Source organism: Bacillus thuringiensis, from assembly GCF_001595725.1.
Taxonomy (GTDB): domain Bacteria; phylum Bacillota; class Bacilli; order Bacillales; family Bacillaceae_G; genus Bacillus_A; species Bacillus_A thuringiensis_K.
Genome location: NZ_CP014282.1, coordinates 3,924,814 through 3,938,472, shown reverse-complemented (window position 1 = coordinate 3,938,472; position 13,659 = coordinate 3,924,814). Strand labels below are relative to the sequence as shown.

Sequence of the window (13,659 nt, the reverse complement as noted above, 5' to 3'; positions counted from 1 at the left end):
TTTCAGAAATATAAGTCATTAATCTTGACGGTGAGTGTAATTTAGGTTACCGTAAAATTGTAATCTATTACCATATTAAGGGGTGACGATGTGGCAACTATACGTGATGTTGCAAAATTGGCAGGTGTTTCAGTCGCAACCGTTTCACGAGTTATTAATGAAAAAGGATACGTTCATGAGGACACAGTAAAACAAGTAAAGGAAGCAATTGAAGAATTACGTTATAGGCCAAACAGTGCAGCGAAGCCACTATTTAAAGAGAATTCAACGATAATTGCATTACTTGTAGATAATTTAAGTAACCCATCAAACATCACTTTGCTACATTGTATTGAGGAAATAGCATATAAAGAAGGCTATCAAATCATTATTTGTAATATAGAGAATAAAGATAGATACATACATATGCTGAAGCAAAATAATATTGCAGGTGTTATTTTGACAAGAGCAGTTTTTAAAAGTATAGGAGAAATTCCATTTCCGTTTGTTGTGATTGATGAGCAACAATCACATGGAAATTATTATGAAAGTGGACAGAGAGCTGTTTCTTTATTAAAAGAGAAAGGTTGTCACTTTCTTGCATATTTCGGTGAGGGAGAAGAAAGTGAAGAAATGGAAAATCATATAGCAGGGTTTTTAGACGCTGTTTGGGATGAAGGAATCTCTTATCGAGAAGAATGTGTACAAGGGTATACAAATAAACAATTTATTACATTATTGCAAAACAATCCGTATATAGATGGAATTGTAGCCTCAAGTGATCAGATTGCTATTGAGTTAATTCGGTCAGCGAGATTTCTAAATATACATATACCAAATAAATTAAAAATTGTTGGACCGAATGGGAGCATAGAGTGTGAATGGATAGGTTCATCACTATCGACAATTGAAAGCAGTGTCAAAGATAACGGAAAAGTAGCTTTTCAACAATTAAAAGGAAAAATAAAAAAGTAAAAGGTGCGTTTTATACGCACCTTTTTATAATGTAATTGCGGCAATAAAGCCAAATATAAGTAACGGTATATTGTAATGTAGAAAAGTGGGTACACATGTATCCCATATATGATGGTGCTGACCATCAGCATTTAAACCGGATGTTGGTCCAAGGGTACTATCCGATGCTGGAGATCCTGCGTCACCTAGCGCTCCGGCTGTACCGATAATTGCAATTGTGGCCATTGGACTAAATCCAAGCTGAATGCAAAGAGGTACAAAAATGGTTGTTAAGATAGGGATGGTTGAAAAGGATGAACCAATTCCCATCGTGACGAGAAGTCCAATAACGAGCATAAGAAATGCAGCGAGTGGTTTGTTATTTCCGATTATATGTGCACTCGTTTGCACCAGAGATTCAACATGTCCTGTTTTTCGAAGAACAGCGCCGAATCCAGCGGCAGCGATCATAACAAAGCCAATAAAGGACATCATACGCATTCCGCTTGTTAATATCGCATCTGCTTCTTTAAGTGGTAGACTGCCACTAACTGATAAGACGATAATACCTGCTAAAGCACCGAAAATCATTGATTCTGTAGTTAATTGAACAGTTAATGTAGCAATGATAGATAATAACCCGAAAGTAATGCTACGTTTTGTATAGGGAACGATTTCATTTTCGGTAGTATGAATTTGTTCTGTTTCATACGTACGAGGTTTTCGGTACGTAATGAATACCGCTACACATAATCCAATAATCATACCGATTGCTGGAATAGTCATTGCTTTTGGAATAAGTGTGACATCGAATGTAAGGCCGCTTTGCGCAGCGTTGGTTTGTAATACGTCATGATAAATTTTTCCGAACCCTGCAGGGATCCACATATAAGGAGTAATCAATCCAAATGTAATAATACATGTGACAAGTCTGCGATCCACTTTCAGCTCATTTAATACTTTTAAAAGTGCTGGAATTAAGATGGGGATGAAAGCAATGTGAACAGGAATCACATTTTGTGAGAAACAAGCCATCGTTAAAATAATGAATAAAATAAGTATTTTAGAATAAACTTGTTTTTTCGTGTCTTGTTCATTGCCAATCCATTTTAATGCAGTTTGAATCATAGCATCTGGAAGTCCTGTTTTGGAAAGGGAAATAGCGAAACCACCAAGCATTGCATAACTTAAAGCGATTGGAGCACTGTTTCCAAGACCAGTTGTAAAAGTGTTAATTGTTTCTGAGATACCGAGTCCGCCGATAATTCCGCCTGTTAAAGCTCCAACAATGATGGCGACAATGACCTGGACACGTAACAAACTAAGCAATAGCATAATTGCTACTGCGACGAGTACAGCGTTCATAATAAATGTAATCTCCCTAAATTTTTATTCTGTTAAGACAAGTAAATATGAAACATTTTGCTATGTTTATACATACTTGCGACATATTATTATAAAATGTTTTCTATGAAATGTAAAAGAGCCTTTTGTTACTAATGCTGAAAAGCTAGCTCTTGTTTAATTGATTGCAAAGAATTGGCGAATAATTCTGGTTCTTCTAAATCAGGAGAATGTGCTGAATTTGGGAACCAGATCATCTTTTTTATAGGCGCTTCAATAATATCGCAATATTCCTGAACGAGTGCATAAGGAGTTTGATAATCATAGCGACCAGAACAAAAATAAACTGGAATAGATAAACTTGAGATAGAAGAAAAGAAATCGATTGTCAGCATTTCTTCCCATAAAACGCCAGATTTTAAATTTCCTGCGAGAAACTTGAACCAATCTAATAGCGTATACTCAGGAGAAAAGAAACCTTTTCGTATGAAAGAGAAGGAAGATCCGTTTTGGATTGCGCCTCCAAATGTGCCAAGCCACTTTCTTTGAATAATGAGACGTCTCGTATCTAAAAATGGTGGTTTGCCTAATTTTAAAAGGGAAGCTAATGCTTTTTTATGATCATGTTTTTTGGCAGAATGAATTAAATGTTGATATAGCAATTCTTCATTTTGTTTCATATGTACAATTTGCCCAATACCGATGTAAGCCTGGATATACTTTGGATATTGATGTGCTATGTTAAGCCCAATAATACTTCCCCAAGAATGACCAGCGAGAAATAGTTTTTGTTTGTTGAACCTTTTAAGTACATATTGAATGACTTCTTTTGCATCGGAAACGAATTGTTCGATTGTGAAATTTGCTCCGAAATCTTTCATTGAAAAGGATTTACCAGCCCCGCGCTGATCCCAATTAATAACAATAAATTGCTTCTCTAATTCTTTTTGAAAATGGCGAATAAATCCGATTTGTGCCATCCCAGGTCCGCCGTGACAGCATAATAAAATAGGCTGCTCTACGTTTTGCCCACGCATAAGGAGAGTTTGTTTTCGATTATTAATCATAACGCTTTCTATCGTAGCGATACTATTAGGAATGAGTTGTTTGTTTTCGTTATAGAACTGAGGGGTGTAGCTACGAAAAAGCATATTGAAAACCTCCTTTTGTGAAATCGTATGAATCGCACAGGCTATTCATTTTGCATATACTGTTAGAAAATCATTGTAACATACCATACTAGTGTCATTTCAACACGGGAGGAGGGAAATTGTGACGATTGGAGAAATTATAGATGGTTTAAATAGACGGGAATCCATCGCTATTATAGCAAAGCGTCTTGAAATAAGCCCGTATACATTATCGAAGAAATTAAGATTGATTGGATATGAATATGATGGAGAGCAGAAGAAACGTATTTTTGTAGGAGATGGAGAAGAACCACGTCACTTACAACTCCAAGAAGCGACCGCCCTTCAATATGAGAAAACAGATTATCAATTATTAATTTATGAGCAATTACAAAGCATTTATGAGTTATTAAGAAAAAGAGAAGAAGTAATTGCACCAATTGTGAGTAAAAGTACAGAGAAAAAGAGACGAACCTTTTCTATTAATACAGAAATATTAGCAAGATTGGACCTTATATCAGAATCGAAAGGAATTCAAAAATCTAAACTTGTAGAAGAAGCGTTGCAACAATTTTTACAGCAATATGAAGTTGACAAAGCATCACATTTTGATAACTAAAGAAAAGGATACTATGTTCATTGGAAGAACGAGTATCCTTTTTATGATGTATATTACGTATAAAATAGAGGATCAGTACAAATCCTTTATGGTGTGAAAAATGAAATTTATTATTAGAGAAACACTTAATTTACTTTTTGAATTCTTCCATCAATAACTGGCTGAATGGGTTCTTTTAATTGTTTTACGTAATCGACTAACGCTTCAAAGTCGTTTGGACCAGTTTCTGCATTTTTACCATTTTTAAATGATACAAATCCGTCACCGCCAGAAGCTAAGAAGGCATTTGCAACTACGCTATACGTTGTAGATGGAGATAATTCTTCTCCGTTTGTTAAACGTATATTTGTAACTTTTTCACCGTTTGGTTTATTTGCATCCCACGTATATTGAATACCTGAAATTTGAAGCATTCTTGTTGTTCCTTTTTGCCATTGCTGATTTAAAATATCGCCAATGTCTTGACCTGTTAAATCTACTTTAATCAATTGATTTCCAAAAGGTTGAATGCCGTATAACTCACCCCACGTAATATCACCAGCATCTAAGTCATTACGAATGCCACCAGGATTCATGAGGGCGATTTGGGTTTGCATCGTTTGACGCTGAGCATCGGCAACTAAATTTCCAAGAGTGGATTCACCAGCATCATTTTGTTTACGGTCGATAGGTGCTGTAGATTTTCCGACTACTTCATTTACAAGTGGTGCGATTTTTTCTTTATATTGATCTAGTTTTTTCTTTACTTGTTTATCAGGTTCTACACCTTCATGATACGTTGTAACAACTTCAGCTTTTTTCTTTACAATATCCTTTGTTTTACGATCAATTGTTACATCCACGTCTGAGAAAGCCGTTCCGTATGAATTTGCTTGGACAATTAGTTTATTATTTACTGTACCATTTACATACGTATGACTATGTCCACCGAAAATAACATCAACTTCTGAGTCTGTTTCATTTGCAATTCGAGTAAGATCGCCATTTGTTATCCCAGACTCATCGGTTGTTCCACCGACATGAGCAAGAACGACGATAGATTTAACGCCGAGGCGTTTTAATTGTTGTGTTGATTTATTAATTGCTTCTACTTCATCAGTAATTTGTACATTTTTAAGCATCGTAGGCATAACGACATTTGGTGTATCAGTTGTAACAACCCCAATGAATCCTACAGGAACACCATCTACCATTTTTATAGTAAATGGTGGTAAAAATAAGCGGCCAGTTGATTTGTTATAGAAGTTAGCAGCTACATAGGGGAAGTTAGCACCTTTGAAATTCCCTGTTTTTTCATGATATCCACCGTAAATGAGGCGTTTCATTTCATCAATGCCTTCATCAAATTCATGGTTCCCGATTGTACCGACATCAAATTTTAAGTCATTTAAAAATTCAATCGTCGGTTCATCTTGTAATAATGCTGAAACTGGTGGACTAGCTCCGACGATATCACCAGCATGTACGAGAAGTGTATTAGGGTTTTGTTTTTTATGTTCTTTTAAATAAGTAGCTAAGTAATCAGCGCCACCAGCTTCTTTATTATTGATTTTTTTAACAGTATCTAGTTGTCCATGGAAATCATTAATACCAAGCATTTGTACGTCTATGTAGCGGTTTTGTTCAGCTGGATTCTGAGATGGGGGAGCGGCGAATACGGTTGAAAAAGTAATGGTGCTTAAAACGGCAACAGCAGGAATGATTTTTTTCCACATAATATAATTCTCCTTTTTTTATAATCTGACATCATACGACATAATTTTAATAGATTCATAGGATTATATCTATATAAAAATTTAGTTTTTTCGAAAAATTAACATATTTACAAAAAGTGAATAATAGAGTAACGTCCCTTTTTTGTTGTCGATTTCATGGTGTATCTACTATAATGGAGAAAAAAGTAAAAGGTGAGCAGCATGAAGAAAAAGAAACAAAGACAAATGCAAAGACAATCGCAAGTGAATCAACCAAAGAAAGAATCTCTTACATTAGGTGATCAATTAAACGATTCACTTATGCAGCAATTAAAGAGTAAGAAGAAAGAATTGCAAGTGAGAGAAGAGAAAAAAGAGGCAGCAGAACTGGAAAGAAAGCGTCAAGAACAAAAAGAACGTGAAAAGAATAAATCATTTGAAGAACTGTTAAGTGAAAGTAACCTTACTTGGAAAGACTTTAAATAATAACGAAAATGATCAGTGAAATAACGCTGATCATTTTTTTGACGAGCTTGTAAGAAAAGGGGAGTTAGAATGAGAAAAATTGTAGTTGTTCCGCATGAAAATCATTGGGGTGAAAAGTTTCAAATAGAGGCTGAAAGATTAAAATCTGCGATGCCAGAAACAGTGAAAATTCATCATATTGGAAGTACGTCAGTGCCAGGACTGGCAGCTAAACCAATTATAGATATGATTATGGAAGTAGAGAGTATCGATAGAGTAGATAGGTGGAATGAACGATTTATAGAGCTTGGTTACATCGTAAAAGGGGAAAATGGTATTCCAAGACGCCGGTATTTTATTCATGGAACTGAAGAAAAACGCTCGTATCATTTACACGTGTTTGAAAAAGGAAATCCAGAGATAGTAAGGCATTTAGCATTTCGTGATTATATGATGGCTCATTGTGAAGAAGCTGAGGCATATGCAACTTTAAAGAAAGAATTAGCTGAAAAGTATACATATGATGGTGCGTTATATTCAGAAGGGAAAACTGAGTTTGTACGTAATGTTGATGAAAAAGCGAAGAAATGGATAGAAAATAACGTGAATGAATGAGTTCGCATTATTTTTGAATATGTATAAATTTATTATGTAAACTGTACATATGTTTTGACTTTTTGGTTGAATCTTGTTCAAATAAAGTGGTGGCTTATAAAAAATGTAATAATGAAAGGGAGACGACTGTGCACATTCCAACAACTACACTTCATAATGGCGTAAAAATGCCGATGATTGGTTTAGGCGTTTATAAAGCGAAAGAAGGCGACGAAGTAAAACAAGCAGTAAAAACAGCGTTAGAAGTTGGATACCGTTCGATTGATACAGCAACTGTATATGAAAATGAAAGCGGTGTCGGAGAAGCGGTTCGTGAATCAGGAATTCCGAGAGAAGACATCTTTATTACAACAAAAGTTTGGAACGACGATCAAGGATACGAGGAAACACTTGAGGCGTTTGAAAAGAGTTTGAAAAAATTACAAATGGACTATGTAGATTTATATTTAATACATTGGCCGGTAAGAGGGAAGTATGTTGATACGTACCGAGCTTTGGAGAAATTGTATGAAGAAGGTAAAGTGCGCGCGATTGGTGTTTCGAATTTCCATAAACATCATTTAGAACTGCTATTACCTAATTGCAAAATAAAGCCGATGGTAAACCAAGTGGAACTTCATCCGATGTTGACGCAATTTGAGTTGCGTAATTTCTGTCAAGGTGAGCAAATTCAAATGGAAGCATGGAGTCCATTAATGAGAGGCGGAGAAGTATTTCAGCACCCGATTATTCAGGCCATTGCTACTAAATATGAAAAAACACCTGCGCAAGTTATATTAAGGTGGGATATTCAAAGCGGGATTGTGACCATTCCTAAATCTGTTACACCATCTCGCATTCAGGAGAATTTTTCTATCTTTGACTTTTCACTAACGGAAGAAGAGATGACTCAAATTAATACGTTAAATCGTAATTTACATGTAGGAACGAATCCTGATAAATATGATACGTTATAAAAAGACGCTACCATACTGGTAGCGTCTTTTTAACGATGTAAAGCGTAGGTATCACATTTAGCGATTTGCTGAAGCTGTATATATTCTTCTGTTGTTAACTGTGTTTGTTTACTAGCCTGTACATTTTCTTGTAATTGTTGAATAGAGCTTGCACCAGGTATAACAGCTGCAACAGTCTTATTATGTAAGCAATATTGAATAGCTGTTCCTGTTAAAGAGCGCTCTCCAATCGTTTCTTTTACACTCGCTAGAGTTGTATGTAATTCATCGTAAGAATAAGAGAGATAATCCTTTTCCTTTACTCTTTCTATTTTTCTTGCATTGTTGTCAGTTAAAATTCCTTTTGCAAGTGGCCCGCGGGCAATGACGCTAATTTGGTGTTCATTCAGAAGGGGGAACCATTCTTCTGGACGACGATTTAAAAGGCTATATTCCATTAGTACACTAACGATATTTGAACGTTGTGCATATTCACGGATGACATTTGGACGTATAGAAGAAATACCGTAATGGCGAACGATACCTTCTTTTTTTAATTCTTCAAAGGCTTCAATTGTTTCATCTATAGGATCTTCAATCGTTCCGCCGTGAAGTTGATAAAGATCAATATAATCAGTTTGAAGTCTACGTAAACTTTCTTTCACTTCAGCCTTTATGTAATTCTTAGAAGGATCCCAGGACCAGCCGTTTTTTTCTTCTGTCCATCGATTTCCAACCTTTGTTGTAAGAACAATTTGGTTTCGTTTTCCTTTTAATGCTTTTCCAACAAATTCTTCATTTAATCCATAATCATATAAATCTGCTGTATCAAAAAAATTGATTCCTAAATCGATTGCTCCATCGATAATACGCAGGGCTTCTGTTTCAGATGTACCGAGAGACATACAGCCAAGTCCCATTTCTGTCACAAATAAATCTGAGTTTCCTAATTGACGTTTTTTCATAGGTCAACCTCCTTACCTTTATTGTACGAAAGGGAAAAGAGGTTGACAAACGTTTACTTTTTATTTGCTGTAATCCACTCTTGTACAGTTGTATACTCTTTGCCATATTGTTTTAGCTTATGGCGAATTTGCCATGCTTTTCCGACTAAAGTGACGCGATTTGGTAAAATATAAACTTTCATTTCTATCACGCTCCTTTCAATGTGGTAAAATGTATGAGGAAAGAATAGGAAATAGAACAGGGAGATGAAGTAGTATGAGTAATCTTGCAGAGAGAACAGTAAAAACTGAGCCAATTTTTGATGGTAGAGTTATAAAAGTTCGTGTTGATGATGTAGTATTACCAAATGGAGCAATGAGTAAACGTGAAATTGTAAATCACCCTGGTGCAGTTGCTATTATTGCTATTACTGATGAGGGGAAAATGGTACTTGTTGAGCAGTATCGTAAAGCGCTTGAAAAGGCAATTATAGAAATTCCAGCCGGCAAGTTAGAACCCGGTGAAAAACCTGAGGTGACAGCAGTTCGTGAATTAGAAGAGGAAACAGGATATGTATGTGAAAATATGGAGCTCATTACTTCTTTCTATACATCTCCAGGATTCGCAGATGAAATTTTATATGTATATAAAGCGACAGGTTTGACAAAAAAAGAAAATAAAGCTGAGTTAGATGAAGATGAGTTTGTGGAATTAATGGAAGTATCGTTAGAAGAAGCGATTACTCTTATGAAAGATCTTCGTATTCATGATGCGAAGACGATGTTTGCAGTACAATATTTACAACTACAAAGATAAACACTCGCCAAAGGCGAGTGTTTTTTAATTGATTTTTGCATATACACGTGCATCACGTAAGCTACCATCTGGTGCTAGGAAATCATTTTCCATTGTACCTTCTAGAATGAATTCTAGACGTTCTGCTAAGCTACATGCATTTATATTTGTTGCATCAGTACGAATTTCAATTCTTCTAGCGCCTAGTTTATCAAAGGCGAACTGAATCGCACCTTTAACAGCTTCGGTCATATAGCCTTGTTTTGTATAGGCACTATGTAGCCAGAAGTGAAGTGAAAACTTTGGAATATCCCAGTTTTCAGGCTTTAGTGTAATTGCTCCGATGAATGTACCAGATACTTTATCATATAAGTGAAAATCAAGTGTTTCACGAAGTAAAAACTGTCCGTGAGCTTCGCGAACAATTTCTTCAGCACTCTCTTCTGTTTCAGCGTTAATTGGTATCCACGGTACTAAGTCTTCTAGAGAAGCTTGGATTGCTTCATATACTTCGGCACCATCACCTGGAAATGGTTTACGAACTTGCAAGCGTTCAGTTTGAAATAATGTTGGAAAATCTAATAATAATGGTTTCAAGAGAAATCCCTCCTATTCTCTACTTTTTAGTTTAGCAAAGTAGAGCGGAATTTCAATGCTAATTCGTCATACTTTTTTCTTTCTTTCATACATTTTTAATAAGAGCGTGAACGGAGGGAAGAAAAATGTGGCGAAAAAATTGGCAAGACCGTGTAATGTCTCACATACAGGAAAACTCTTCATTATATATATTTAACGCTGTTTTATTATTAATGGGAGTAATATTCGGAGCCATTCTTGTGAATAGTTTACAAATCAATCAAAAACAAGATTTATCATTTTATTTACAACGTTTTTTTGGACAAGTCTCTAAAGGAGAATTTGCCATTGCGGGCGAAATGTTTCGAGAAAGTTACTTTTCGCAATTAAAATACATCGGATTTATTTGGATTTTAGGAATTTCAATTATTGGATTACCACTTATTTTTATTTTATTATTTGTAAAAGGAGTTGTCGTCGGATTTACAGTTGGTTTTTTAGTAAGTCAGCATGGATGGAATGGACTATTATTAGCATTTGTATCTGTTTTGCCACAAAATTTAATTATCATTCCAGTCTTTCTCGTTATGACAACCATTGCTGCAAGTTTTTCTTTACGGATGATTAGGCATCAATTTATTAGAAAAATAACCGAACCACTATTACCATTATTAATCCGTTATACATGCTTCTTTCTCGTAATTGGAGTGGTGTTAGCACTTGCTTCTAGTGTGGAGGCTTACGCATCACCAGTTTTAATGAAAGAAGTCGTTGAGGCTATTAATAAAAAATAAATACTTTTTGAGAATAATTATCAATTTGTTTTTATTGTTTTTTCTTTTGACAGAAGCCCTTCTTCTGATATAATGGTGTAAGAGTGGCGAGGAGGGAGTAGTACCGAATGGAAGAAAGAATTGAACGAATTAAGAAGCAATTACATGCAGCGAGCTACAAATTAACACCGCAACGTGAAGCAACAGTTCGTGTGCTGCTAGAAAATGAAGAAGATCATTTAAGCGCAGAAGATGTTTACCTCCTTGTAAAAGAAAAGTCGCCAGAGATCGGATTAGCAACCGTCTATCGAACTTTAGAACTATTATCTGAGTTAAAAGTTGTCGATAAGATTAACTTCGGAGACGGTGTTTCACGCTATGACTTACGCCAAGAAGGTGCGCAGCGTTTCCACCATCATTTGATTTGTACACAATGTGGTGCTGTACAAGAAATACAAGAAGATTTACTTGGTGAAGTGGAAAGGAAAGTAGAACGAGACTGGAGCTTTAAGGTGAAAGATCATCGTTTAACATTCCATGGGATTTGTAAAAATTGTCAAGAAAATGAAACGGATGAAAAATAACCTTTTCCTATTTATCTAGGAAGAGGTTTTTTATTTGAATAAGGTATAAATAGGTGAAAGCTTGGCATATGTTGTAATAACTTATATTTTGGAGGAATTTACAATGCGCCGAGCTTTAAAATTAACTTTTGATGGAATAAAAGTATTTTTATTATTTACAAGTTGTACGATTTTGTTTTATTTCGCTATACTATGGATAAATGAAGAATATGAAAGCTATCATCGTTATGAAAAACCTAAAGAAGAGACTGTAGAAAAAGTATCAGGGAATGAAGAACCGGCAAAGGATGCTTTCGTAAATAGAATGATGTTTTTCTATGAAAATGGGGAGTAGTGTAGAGTGGAAGATCAATTAAAAGATTTTATTCATTATATGGTTGTCGAAAAAGGATTAGCAAAGAATACAGTAGTATCTTATGAACGGGATTTAAAAAGCTACGTAAAGTATTTGCAAAATGTGGAACAGACGAAAACTTTTCATGAAGTGACCCGTTTACACATTGTTAACTTTTTGCAGTATTTAAAAGAGAACGGAAAATCTTCGAAAACATTGGCGCGTCATATCGCATCAATTCGTTCGTTCCACCAATTTTTACTGCGTGAACGAGCGGTAGAACACGACCCATCCGTACATATTGAAACGCCACAAGGGGAACGGAAATTACCAAAAGTATTATCAGTTGATGAAGTAGAGGCGTTACTTCAAACACCAAAAATGACAAGTGCTTTTGGGATTCGTGATAAGGCGATGCTAGAGTTACTGTATGCGACAGGACTTCGTGTTTCAGAATTGATTGCACTCAATTTAGAAGATGTACATTTAACGATGGGATTTGTTCGTTGCATAGGGAAAGGGAATAAAGAAAGAATTATTCCACTAGGAAGTTTAGCAACGGAAGCGATTCAAAAGTATATTGAAAAAGGAAGAAGAGAATTAATGGGGAAAAAAGTAGTAGATGCACTCTTTTTAAACCATCATGGTAATCGATTATCAAGACAAGGATTTTGGAAAATATTAAAACGATTAGCGAAAGAAGCAAATATTGAAAAAGAGCTCACACCTCATACGTTGCGTCACTCGTTTGCTACGCACTTATTAGAAAATGGAGCAGATTTACGTGCTGTACAAGAAATGCTTGGACATGCAGATATTTCAACGACTCAAATCTATACGCACGTTTCAAAAACTAGATTAAAAGATGTATATAAACAGTTTCATCCGAGAGCATAGTTACTATGCTCTTTTTTTATAGATTAAGAGGGGAAGACTGTTTCACAGAAACTTCACAAACATTTCGTATATTGTTTTCAGCAGAAGACTGGAATATTACAATGTATTTCCTCTATACTAAATAAAGTATAAAGGAGGAAATGATGATGAAAAAACTGATTATGACTTTATTTATCGCGATGCTAGCATTGGCTGGCTGTAATACAAACAAAGAAGAGCCGAAAAAAGAACAGAAACTTGAAGCTGTAAAAGTAGCAGTCCAAACAAATCCGAAAGAAATTAAACCAGGTGAAAAAACAGAAGTACAAGCACTTGTTACACAAGGAAAAGAAAAAGTAACGGATGCTGATGATGTAAAGTTTGAAATTTGGAAAGATGGCGACGAAAAACACGAGATGTTAGATGGTAAGCATAAAGGGAAAGGTGTTTATGCAGTCGAGAAAACATTCGAAACGGATGGAGTATACCATATTATCGCTCACACAAATGCACGTGAAATGCACGTTATGCCAGAAGTAAAAGTTGCTGTAGGAAATGCGAAAGTAGAAGATGCGAAAAAAGAAAATAGTGATCACAGTGCAGGACATGGAGATCATAAAAGTGACACAATGATCCATCTTATGGCTGGAGACATAAAGGCAAATGCTGAATCTACAATGAAAGTTCATTTGAAGCAAAAAGAAGAAGCATTAACTGGTGCTGAAGTACAACTAGAGATTTGGAAAGATGGTGTTGAAAAACACGAATTTATTCCAGCGAAAGAAGGGAATAAAGGAGAGTATGAAACGAAACATACTTTCAAAGAGAACGGTGCTTACAAAGTGAAAGTACATGTAAGAAAAGGCGAATTGCATGAACATAAAGAAGAAACGGTAGAAGTAAAATAAAAAGTAGCTCTTTAGAGCTACTTTTTATTTTTAATATGAAGAAATAAATCATAAAAAAATTAGCACTTCGTTGCAGAATGGATTACAATAGAAGTGTGAAGAAAATGAGAAATTCTACGAAAATGTATTAAAA

At 35.3% G+C, this 13,659-nt stretch carries 17 protein-coding genes; 11 read left to right on the top strand and 6 right to left on the bottom strand.

All coding sequences use genetic code 11. The features are described from left to right. Positions 1-90 precede the first annotated feature (90 nt). A complete protein-coding gene (locus tag AXW78_RS19540) occupies positions 91-954 on the top strand; it encodes a LacI family DNA-binding transcriptional regulator (RefSeq protein WP_000201352.1) in 864 nt (287 codons plus the stop codon). Between the two features lie 24 nt (positions 955-978). Here the strand turns inward: AXW78_RS19540 and AXW78_RS19535 are convergent, their stop codons facing one another. Together AXW78_RS19535 and AXW78_RS19530 are read right to left on the bottom strand one after the other, a co-directional pair. Further along, positions 979-2,298 carry a Na+/H+ antiporter family protein gene (locus AXW78_RS19535; RefSeq protein ID WP_000994810.1) on the bottom strand — a complete coding sequence of 440 codons (1,320 nt, stop codon included), beginning with the start codon at positions 2,296-2,298 and terminating at the stop codon, positions 979-981. Between the two features lie 131 nt (positions 2,299-2,429). Further along, positions 2,430-3,428, bottom strand: coding sequence for an alpha/beta fold hydrolase (locus AXW78_RS19530; protein ID WP_000898976.1), 999 nt, complete (start codon positions 3,426-3,428; stop codon positions 2,430-2,432). A 121-nt stretch (positions 3,429-3,549) separates the two neighbouring features. On the opposite strand from AXW78_RS19530, the gene AXW78_RS19525 reads away from it, so the two are divergent. Continuing rightward, complete coding sequence (locus AXW78_RS19525; RefSeq protein WP_000151930.1) at positions 3,550-4,026, top strand: ribbon-helix-helix domain-containing protein; 477 nt, start codon at positions 3,550-3,552, stop codon at positions 4,024-4,026. A gap of 125 nt (positions 4,027-4,151) precedes the next feature. On the opposite strand, the gene AXW78_RS19520 is transcribed toward AXW78_RS19525, so the two are convergent. After that, the gene (locus tag AXW78_RS19520) at positions 4,152-5,741 is read right to left on the bottom strand and encodes a bifunctional metallophosphatase/5'-nucleotidase (RefSeq protein WP_000265580.1); all 1,590 of its coding nucleotides are present in this window, start codon (positions 5,739-5,741) and stop codon (positions 4,152-4,154) included. A gap of 201 nt (positions 5,742-5,942) precedes the next feature. Between AXW78_RS19520 and AXW78_RS19515 the strand changes: the two genes are divergently transcribed. The 3 genes from AXW78_RS19515 to AXW78_RS19505 all read left to right on the top strand — a co-directional run bounded on the left by AXW78_RS19515 (position 5,943) and on the right by AXW78_RS19505 (position 7,756). Further along, positions 5,943-6,206, top strand: a complete 264-nt coding sequence (locus tag AXW78_RS19515; protein WP_000727559.1) for a YqkE family protein — start codon at positions 5,943-5,945, stop codon at positions 6,204-6,206. A gap of 69 nt (positions 6,207-6,275) precedes the next feature. Next, a complete protein-coding gene (locus AXW78_RS19510; RefSeq protein ID WP_001227167.1) occupies positions 6,276-6,800 on the top strand; it encodes a GrpB family protein in 525 nt (174 codons plus the stop codon). 128 nt (positions 6,801-6,928) lie between these two features. Then, positions 6,929-7,756, top strand: coding sequence for an aldo/keto reductase (locus AXW78_RS19505; protein WP_000548004.1), 828 nt, complete (start codon positions 6,929-6,931; stop codon positions 7,754-7,756). Between the two features lie 29 nt (positions 7,757-7,785). Here the strand turns inward: AXW78_RS19505 and lolS are convergent, their stop codons facing one another. Both lolS and mciZ read right to left on the bottom strand, forming a co-directional pair. Continuing rightward, positions 7,786-8,700 (bottom strand): aldo/keto reductase, encoded by a 915-nt coding sequence (gene lolS, locus AXW78_RS19500; RefSeq protein ID WP_000747201.1) that lies wholly within the window; start codon positions 8,698-8,700, stop codon positions 7,786-7,788. Between the two features lie 53 nt (positions 8,701-8,753). Then, positions 8,754-8,882 (bottom strand): Z-ring formation inhibitor MciZ, encoded by a 129-nt coding sequence (mciZ, locus tag AXW78_RS19495; protein ID WP_000870295.1) that lies wholly within the window; start codon positions 8,880-8,882, stop codon positions 8,754-8,756. Positions 8,883-8,956: 74 nt separating this feature from the next. Here mciZ and AXW78_RS19490 point away from each other — a divergent pair, with 74 nt between their 5' ends. Further along, the gene (locus tag AXW78_RS19490) at positions 8,957-9,496 is read left to right on the top strand and encodes an NUDIX hydrolase (protein WP_000067044.1); all 540 of its coding nucleotides are present in this window, start codon (positions 8,957-8,959) and stop codon (positions 9,494-9,496) included. Positions 9,497-9,520: 24 nt separating this feature from the next. Here the strand turns inward: AXW78_RS19490 and AXW78_RS19485 are convergent, their stop codons facing one another. Next, the gene (locus tag AXW78_RS19485; protein WP_000803479.1) at positions 9,521-10,072 is read right to left on the bottom strand and encodes a GNAT family N-acetyltransferase; all 552 of its coding nucleotides are present in this window, start codon (positions 10,070-10,072) and stop codon (positions 9,521-9,523) included. Between the two features lie 155 nt (positions 10,073-10,227). Between AXW78_RS19485 and spoIIM the strand changes: the two genes are divergently transcribed. The 5 genes from spoIIM (at position 10,228) to AXW78_RS19460 (ending at position 13,526) form a co-directional block, all read left to right on the top strand. Beyond that, a complete protein-coding gene (gene spoIIM, locus AXW78_RS19480; protein WP_013142149.1) occupies positions 10,228-10,845 on the top strand; it encodes a stage II sporulation protein M in 618 nt (205 codons plus the stop codon). A 107-nt stretch (positions 10,846-10,952) separates the two neighbouring features. After that, positions 10,953-11,408, top strand: a complete 456-nt coding sequence (locus AXW78_RS19475; RefSeq protein WP_000392657.1) for a ferric iron uptake transcriptional regulator — start codon at positions 10,953-10,955, stop codon at positions 11,406-11,408. Between the two features lie 103 nt (positions 11,409-11,511). After that, a complete protein-coding gene (locus AXW78_RS19470; protein ID WP_001250432.1) occupies positions 11,512-11,742 on the top strand; it encodes a YqzK family protein in 231 nt (76 codons plus the stop codon). A 6-nt stretch (positions 11,743-11,748) separates the two neighbouring features. Then, a complete protein-coding gene (gene xerD / locus AXW78_RS19465; RefSeq protein WP_000390088.1) occupies positions 11,749-12,639 on the top strand; it encodes a site-specific tyrosine recombinase XerD in 891 nt (296 codons plus the stop codon). A gap of 146 nt (positions 12,640-12,785) precedes the next feature. Beyond that, positions 12,786-13,526 carry a FixH family protein gene (locus AXW78_RS19460; RefSeq protein WP_000733670.1) on the top strand — a complete coding sequence of 247 codons (741 nt, stop codon included), beginning with the start codon at positions 12,786-12,788 and terminating at the stop codon, positions 13,524-13,526. Positions 13,527-13,659: the final 133 nt, after the last annotated feature.

Excerpts from the sequence above, each read along its gene's own strand:
- AXW78_RS19535 (WP_000994810.1), bottom strand. The coding sequence starts at position 2,298 with ATGAACGCTGTACTCGTCGCAGTAGCAATTATGCTATTGCTTAGTTTG.
- AXW78_RS19530 (WP_000898976.1), bottom strand. The coding sequence starts at position 3,428 with ATGCTTTTTCGTAGCTACACCCCTCAGTTCTATAACGAAAACAAACAA.
- AXW78_RS19520 (WP_000265580.1), bottom strand. The coding sequence starts at position 5,741 with ATGTGGAAAAAAATCATTCCTGCTGTTGCCGTTTTAAGCACCATTACT.
- AXW78_RS19515 (WP_000727559.1), top strand. The coding sequence starts at position 5,943 with ATGAAGAAAAAGAAACAAAGACAAATGCAAAGACAATCGCAAGTGAAT.
- AXW78_RS19510 (WP_001227167.1), top strand. The coding sequence starts at position 6,276 with ATGAGAAAAATTGTAGTTGTTCCGCATGAAAATCATTGGGGTGAAAAG.
- lolS (WP_000747201.1), bottom strand. The coding sequence starts at position 8,700 with ATGAAAAAACGTCAATTAGGAAACTCAGATTTATTTGTGACAGAAATG.
- mciZ (WP_000870295.1), bottom strand. The coding sequence starts at position 8,882 with ATGAAAGTTTATATTTTACCAAATCGCGTCACTTTAGTCGGAAAAGCA.
- AXW78_RS19490 (WP_000067044.1), top strand. The coding sequence starts at position 8,957 with ATGAGTAATCTTGCAGAGAGAACAGTAAAAACTGAGCCAATTTTTGAT.
- spoIIM (WP_013142149.1), top strand. The coding sequence starts at position 10,228 with ATGTCTCACATACAGGAAAACTCTTCATTATATATATTTAACGCTGTT.
- AXW78_RS19475 (WP_000392657.1), top strand. The coding sequence starts at position 10,953 with ATGGAAGAAAGAATTGAACGAATTAAGAAGCAATTACATGCAGCGAGC.
- AXW78_RS19470 (WP_001250432.1), top strand. The coding sequence starts at position 11,512 with ATGCGCCGAGCTTTAAAATTAACTTTTGATGGAATAAAAGTATTTTTA.
- AXW78_RS19460 (WP_000733670.1), top strand. The coding sequence starts at position 12,786 with ATGAAAAAACTGATTATGACTTTATTTATCGCGATGCTAGCATTGGCT.